Here is a 4,808-nt window from a genome sequence, read left to right on the forward strand (position 1 = left end):
TATTGCCAATTAATTATTTCTCAGGGTTGTACCAACATCCCCAAGGTGTAGATAATAAAACTTTGCTAAAGCGGATTGTGCTTGCCGTTTCATTTTCAACCGGTATTATTTTTGCCTTATTCTTTGTTCTTGGAAAGCTAAACCTAATTGAGAGTATTCCTCGCAGTGTAATGCTTCTTTACTGGGGTATTCTCCTCCTCTGGGTAGGGTTTACCCGTTATTGTGTTCGTTACCTTTCAGGAAAAGAAAAACGAAATTCTCTTTCGCCAGTACAGCTTTTTCGGGAAAACTGGAAGGCATGGCTCACCGAGGGGACTGTTTATTATGGCATTGTGGGGGGAGCATTGGCTATCTACATGCTCTTCAACAAGCTGGTCTTTGGTGTTTCCTCTCCCGTTAGCGGACAGATCAAACGATGGTGGGGCAGCTTGTCTGGGCGCGTATACGGTGGCCCTGCCAAGCGGATTTATACTTTCTTCGGGCTTGATACAAGCGCTAATTCTGATTTCAATGCCTGGGGATTAGCGACAAAATTTGTTGCAGGGGTAAGGGATACTCTTGTTCGTTTGGTGGGATTCTCAGATAAAGATGCCGCTTACTGGCAGTTATATCTCATATTAGTCATCGCCATTCTGATTATATTAATCATAAATTCCGGGCGGACAATTCGAGCGAGCGTGAAATTTGGACTGCTTCCATTATTTGTTGGATCGGTGGTCCAGGTCCTCTCTTATAATGCGATGGGCTACTCTGCTGCCAAAGAATGGTACTGGGTTAGCCAGATCATTTTTACCTTATTACTTGCAGCCCTTCTGCTTGATATATTTTTCCGAGCCATTCGTCAGATTCATCCCTTAATCCATTACATATCTTGGGTTGGGGCCGTTCTATTGATCATTCTTTGGGGGCGAATTTTCTATCTCCGAACCGCAAATCTGATGCCTTATGGTGTTGAACACAGTGGACATCAATATATGGAAATCCTTGCAGTAGTTGAAGAAAACACAGAATCTGGTTCTCTGATCGGGATGACTGGTGGTGGAAATCTGGGCTACTTTATCGCTGATCGCACTATCGTTAATATGGATGGATTAATCAATAGTTATGAATACTTTCAGGCCCACAAGTCAGGACGAGGTGGGGATTTTCTGTCCGAGATGGGACTGGATTATGTGTTTGTAAATCCAGTCTTACTGGAAGATATTCCTTATAGAGGCGAATTTGAAGGACGATTGGGAGAGCCGATAGCTGAATACAATAAAAAAGCGGTGATCGAGTTTTTCCGGATAAAAAAAACTTTACCTTAGGAGAAAACAGGTTGAGAAGAAGAGTTTATTTTCATTTGAGCGTTTTTATATTCACGATCATATTTTTACCCTCATGTAATATGCCCCCGGCCGTCGAGCCCAGTGCGACAATAGTACCTCTGCCTGCAAATACATCAGCCCCCACTCCAACAGAGATAGCTCCGACGCCGACACCAATAGCATTTTCACTGCCAGCTCCTGAAACGGTTGCACTCGATTTCGTCGCCCTGACATGTAGCGCAAAATGGTCAAACAATGCCTATCACCTTCCGTGCCCGGGACATCTGGATGAAATAGAGCGAGGCTATGTCGAATATTCTGACCATGCTGTTGCCGAAGGGATGGTATCTGTAGAAGCCCCATTGATTTCCATGCTCCCCGGCCAGGGAGATGGAAATGGTATTGGGCTTTTTGGTCGCTATCCTCCATTGACAATTTATCCTGGAGATTTCTTTCAAGCGACTCTCGCATGCCACGGAGATTCTTCTTGTAATGCGGAGTTAGCATTGGAATACTTCGACCAGAACGGTAACTACACAGATACCGATTGGTCCTGGACGCATCAGGCCGGAGATAGTCTAGAGGAGCTGTCAGTTGATCTAAGTTCCCTTGCTGGCCAAACAGTTGAATTGATGCTTGTTATGCGTGAAAAAGGCTCAGCTAAAAATAACTGGTTCTTGCTCATTCGCCCCCATATCAGTAGAGATCCACAGGCACTGCCAGCACCAATGGTTGTCCCCACTTCTACGCCAGAATTGACAGATAAAACACCAGGGGTGATTTCCGGCAAGGTAGATATGAGCACGTCGCCGCCTTATTTAACCGATCCGGTTTCCAATCCCCAGGGTATGCCCGTTGTGGTAACCTTTTTCAATCTTGATGATAGCACCTATTGGTATATCCAAACATTGTTGACCGGGCATCCAAACTATCAGATGACCATCCCGCCAGGACGGTATGAGGTGGTTGCGTACGCACGAGGTGTTGGTGGAGAACCCTATGTTACTGCTGGGTATACAGGTCAAAACCCATCATGCGGGCAACCGCTCAGGGTGGTTGAAGTTACGCCGAATGAACGTGTAGAAAATATTATTATTGCTGATTGGAATTGGAAATGTGGAGGAACAGCTTTTCGTCCTGAAAAGCCGCCAATAGTTCCCGTGCCGTAAATAGTAGAGGTATTGAAGTGAAAAAAACGCCCTGGCAACTTAAAGTTATTATAATGACATTGGCAGCCGCCACGCTTGCCTGTAGCACAGTGCTGGGCTCCCCCGACGATGATATGCCGGAACCAAGTTTCCCGGAGAGCGAGCCGCGGACATCCATCCAACCAGAGGAAGATCCGGACCTATTCAATGCAGAAGGACAGATGGAAGCGTGCCTGGAAGGCGAGTCTTATCATCCTGGCGAAGGCCTTTGTTATCGCAATGATGGCAGCGCCACGCCGCATTTCATTGCCCTGATGGAGGGTGTAATAGAATCTGGTGGTGATGATAACGAAGAATTACTTGATAACGAGGTTGTCCTGGTGACTTACACAATAGATGGTGATGATATTTATTCGCCAGATTATTTTGATGTCAGCAGTGATCTGGAATCTTTTCAGGATGATAGCCAAACACAGGAATTTATTTGGGATTATTACACTGGCATGATCCCGGCTGAATCGCGCAGCTTGTTGACAAATTATATTATTATGACAGATGGCCTGGGTGGGACATTGGCCGCAGTGGAACAATCACCTGAGGACCCGGTGCTGTGGATGCTGAGTGTTGATATTGCTGATACGGACGATCTTCAGGAATTGACTTTTACCCTGATCCATGAATACGGTCACTTACTTACCCTTGGGGGCGGTCAAGTGGATATTGATGAGTATCTATACTACAACCCTGATGACGAGGATGCTTATTCTGATGCCGAAGATAGTTGCTCGACCTATTTCCCCGGAGAAGGTTGTGCCAAGAGATCGGCTTATCTTTACGAATTTTACCTAGAATTTTGGGAAGAAATTTTCGATGAATGGTCTGAGATTCAATATATTGAAGATGACGATCAATATTATGATGCATTGGATGATTTTTATTTTGACTATGAGGATGAGTTTCTAACGGATTATGCGGTCACAAATCCCGAGGAAGATATCGCGGAATCGTGGGCTTTTTTCATTATTTCGTCAAAACCGGCTGGAAACACAATTGCAGAGGACAAAATATTATTCTTTTATCAATTCCCGGAATTGGTGGCCCTGCGTGAAGAAATAATTGCGCGTACATATTCGCGACTGATTCGTATTCAATAATGATGCCAAAAATAATAGTGGCACGGTATGGAAAAACAGTTCTCTACAGCTTTCTGGGCGGTCTTCTTGGAGCGTTAATTGGTGGCTCAATTGGTATTCTCTCAGCCCGCAATAATGATCCTACAGGATGGAGCGAAATTCCTAACCTTTTGTCAGGCCTGATCTATGGCTATGGTCTTGGCGTGGGGGCGGGAGCATTTATGCTCCATTTTAGGCCACACCCGCCCAGTGCATTTTCCCGGGCTTTTCTCGGTGCGTTGACTGGGTTGTTTGGCGTGATCTTTCTTTCCGCTCCTTTACACCTGGATTTTTTTCCTCCCCTGATGTGGGGGCTACTCATTTTACTCCCTCCGTTGATTTCTGCGGGCCTTCTGGTTTCTCGATATGATGAAAAATGACGAGATACGTCGCCCAATTCCCGTAACCTTGCTTGCATGGGGCGTGTTAATCCTTACGATGTTCAATGCAGTCCGCTTTGGGTCTGCCGTTGCTGAATGGGATAGGATCGTTAGCTTCATGGAACGCCCTGGACCCATCTATATCGCTGTCACAGGGCTGATATGGGCACTTGGTTGGCTGATCGTTTTCCTAGGCCTCTGGTTTGGCTCGAGGTGGGCACGTCAGATTGCATTGAGTATGGCAATTTTATATAGTACCTATTATTGGATTGATCAATTGATCTATCATTCTGAGGTAGCGCGCAAGAACCTTTCTTTTTCCTTGAGCGTTACTATTTTTTTCCTGACTTCAACTGCTATTATATTGATTCTTCCCGGCAGTCGAAAATATTTTCAGACAAAGAGAGTGCAATGACCGATAATCCGAAAATTCAACATCTACGAGAGATGAAAGCCCAAACCCGTGTTGGGGGCGGCAATGCTCGCATTGAGGTTCAACACAAAAAGGGCCGGCTAACTGCTCGTGAACGCCTGGACCTCCTGCTTGATAAAGGGTCGTTCCGCGAGCTTGACCCGTTTGTTGTCCACCGTACATCTGATTTTGGTTTGGACGAGAAAAAATTTATGGCAGATAGTGTGGTCACAGGGTGGGGGACGATTGACGAAAGGCTGGTGTACGTTTTTTCTCAGGATTTCACTGTTTTAGGAGGCAGCCTGGGGGAAGTTCACGCAGAAAAGATCGTCAAGCTGATGGATATGGCGATGAAAAATGGCGCGCCCGTTATTGGTTTAAATGATTCA

6 protein-coding genes are annotated in these 4,808 nt (G+C 45.7%); all 6 read left to right on the forward strand.

Going from position 1 to position 4,808, the window contains the following annotated elements:
* Window positions 1-1,307 (forward strand): hypothetical protein (locus AC3DOM_RS15745; RefSeq protein WP_487919993.1); only part of this gene is annotated, 1,307 nt, incomplete at its 5' end.
* A gap of 11 nt (window positions 1,308-1,318) precedes the next feature.
* Window positions 1,319-2,476 carry a hypothetical protein gene (locus AC3DOM_RS15750; protein WP_487919994.1) on the forward strand — a complete coding sequence of 386 codons (1,158 nt, stop codon included), beginning with the start codon at window positions 1,319-1,321 and terminating at the stop codon, window positions 2,474-2,476.
* 17 nt (window positions 2,477-2,493) lie between these two features.
* Complete coding sequence (locus AC3DOM_RS15755) at window positions 2,494-3,609, forward strand: hypothetical protein (RefSeq protein ID WP_487919995.1); 1,116 nt, start codon at window positions 2,494-2,496, stop codon at window positions 3,607-3,609.
* A 2-nt stretch (window positions 3,610-3,611) separates the two neighbouring features.
* Window positions 3,612-4,007 carry a hypothetical protein gene (locus tag AC3DOM_RS15760; RefSeq protein ID WP_487919996.1) on the forward strand — a complete coding sequence of 132 codons (396 nt, stop codon included), beginning with the start codon at window positions 3,612-3,614 and terminating at the stop codon, window positions 4,005-4,007.
* The gene (locus AC3DOM_RS15765) at window positions 3,994-4,422 is read left to right on the forward strand and encodes a hypothetical protein (RefSeq protein WP_487919997.1); all 429 of its coding nucleotides are present in this window, start codon (window positions 3,994-3,996) and stop codon (window positions 4,420-4,422) included. Before AC3DOM_RS15760 ends, AC3DOM_RS15765 begins: the two co-directional genes overlap by 14 nt.
* On the forward strand, window positions 4,419-4,808 hold a 390-nt coding region (locus tag AC3DOM_RS15770), incomplete at its 3' end, for a carboxyl transferase domain-containing protein (protein WP_487919998.1). The genes AC3DOM_RS15765 and AC3DOM_RS15770, both read left to right, overlap by 4 nt.

Source organism: Candidatus Desulfolinea nitratireducens, assembly GCF_982879505.1.

Coding starts and splice junctions, on each gene's coding strand:
- AC3DOM_RS15760 (WP_487919996.1), top strand. CDS start 3,612: ATGCCAAAAATAATAGTGGCACGGTATGGAAAAACAGTTCTCTACAGC.
- AC3DOM_RS15765 (WP_487919997.1), top strand. CDS start 3,994: ATGATGAAAAATGACGAGATACGTCGCCCAATTCCCGTAACCTTGCTT.